Below are 1902 nucleotides of genomic sequence, written 5' to 3' on the forward strand. Positions count from 1 at the left end.
CTGGTTGGGCCCCCGTTAGCAGTCCAGCGTCTATGCGATAGCTAATGTGGTTTTTTCGGTCCACGTTTCCCAGTAGTCTTTCGGCGTCATGCCGTCCAGGGATCCGTGGGGCCGTTCATGATTGTAGATAGCTTTCCATTCGTCGGCCAAATACTTCGCTTCGGCCATGGTGTCCATGATTTCGCCGGTGAGTTGTTCCCTTCTGAATTGGGCATTGAAGGATTCGATGAAGCCGTTCTGCCAGGGTGATCCCGGGTCGATGAACGCGGTATCGACGCCGGCGCTGTTGCACCAGTCAATCAGGGCGGCCGCGGTGAATTCCGGCCCGTTGTCGCACCGGATGTAGGTCGGGGCGGTGCCGGTTTCGGCGATGATGTTCTCCAGTACCGCGACGACGTCGGTGGCTTTGAATGACCGCCGCGGGATGATGGCCAGCGCGGTGCGGGTGTATTCGTCGATGACGTTGAAGAACCGGATGTGCCGTCCGCAGGAGGTCACGTCGGACTGGAAGTCGAAGCTGACCACGTGCATCGGGTACTCCGCTGTGANGCGCTTCTGCTCCCCGGCGCCGGGCCCCGTGCGGCGCTTCTTCCGCGGCTTGGGCTTACAGACCAGGCCTTCGTCGCGCCAGAGCCGGCGGACCCGCTTCCGGTTCAGCGCCACGCCGTCCCAGTCCGGCTGGGCCAGCAGGTGCCAGCGGGCCTTCCGCCAGCCCCACGCGGGGTGCTTCCCGGCCACGGCCCGCAGTGCTGCCCTGAGCTGGGCTTCCTCGAAGCCCATGTCGGGCTTCTTCTTGCGGAACGCGGACCGGTTTTGCCCCAGAAGCGAGCACGCGAAACGCTCGGACGCCCCGAACTTCTCCACTGCCATGCGCACGGCACGGCGGCGGGGTTCGGGGCTCAGAATTTTCCCTTGGCCACCTCATTGAGGATGTCGATGGCCAGTTCCTTCTCCGCCAGCAGGCGCTTGAGCCGGGCGTTCTCCTTCTCCAGCTCCCTGGTCCGCTTGGACGCCTCGGCGTTCCTCTCGGACCCGTACTGGTTCAGCCACCGGTACCAGGTCGCCTCGGTGACCTGGAGCTCCTTGATGACCTCGACCATCGGGCGCCCGTCATTGAGCATTTTCTGGCCCTGCCGGACTTTGGCGATGACCTGATCGGGGGTATGTCTGCGTGCCATGATTCGTGAATTTCCTCCTGTGTCCATTCTCGGACACGAAACTCACACAGATACTGGACTTCTATCTGGGGACCCAACCACAACCCCTCGCAGATGTGCCCGTCAGCCGGTCGTCAAGCGCAGCCCCGGGCGCTTTATCGCGTCGTCACCATCGCGAGCCTCGACACACTCACAGATTCACACAGGTGGTTGGCCAACTGGGTGGAACAGTTGGCCAACCACCATGAAACGTGGCCAACGAAGTTGGAAAGGGTACATCTAGGTTGGAAGGGCGCTCCCGATCGCCAACTAGGCCAGTCTTCGCCAACAATTCAGGACGAAACCGCCAACTAGTGTCTTGCGCCAGAAATTCGGTTCAGAAGTCGGCCGATTGATTCGAGAATCTGTTCTGCTGTCTTGGTCCAGGTGAAGGGTGTGGGGTTGGGGTTCCATTCGCTGACCCATTTGCGGATGTCGGACTCGAGCGCTTGGACGCTGCGGTGATCGCTGCGGCGCAGCAGGTCCTCGGTGACGAAGCCGAAGAACCGCTCGACCTGGTTCAGCCAGGATGAGTAGGTCGGCGTGAAATGCATATGGAACCGTGGGTGGTTCTGCAGCCATGTCTTCACAACGGGTGTCTTATGGGTCTGGTAGTTGTCGCAGATCAGGTGCACGTCCAGGCCCTCGGGGACCTGGGCGTCGATCTTGGCGAGGAACTTCCTGAACTCGATGGCCCGGTGCTTGC

At 61.5% G+C, this 1902-nt stretch carries 2 protein-coding genes; both read right to left on the reverse strand.

Features of this window, described 5'->3' with window-relative positions:
• Window positions 1-30: 30 nt before the first annotated feature.
• Window positions 31-1178 (reverse strand): IS3 family transposase gene (locus DAD99_RS21325; protein WP_193343172.1). Its coding sequence is split into 2 segments (ribosomal slippage): window positions 31-905 and window positions 905-1178, totalling 1149 coding nucleotides; the frame shifts between segments, so codons are not numbered across the junction.
• A 329-nt stretch (window positions 1179-1507) separates the two neighbouring features.
• Window positions 1508-1902: transposase (locus DAD99_RS21330; RefSeq protein WP_193343173.1), on the reverse strand; the 395-nt coding region annotated here is incomplete at its 5' end.

Source organism: Pseudarthrobacter sp. AB1 (assembly GCF_014926485.1).
Classification (GTDB): Bacteria; Actinomycetota; Actinomycetes; order Actinomycetales; family Micrococcaceae; genus Arthrobacter.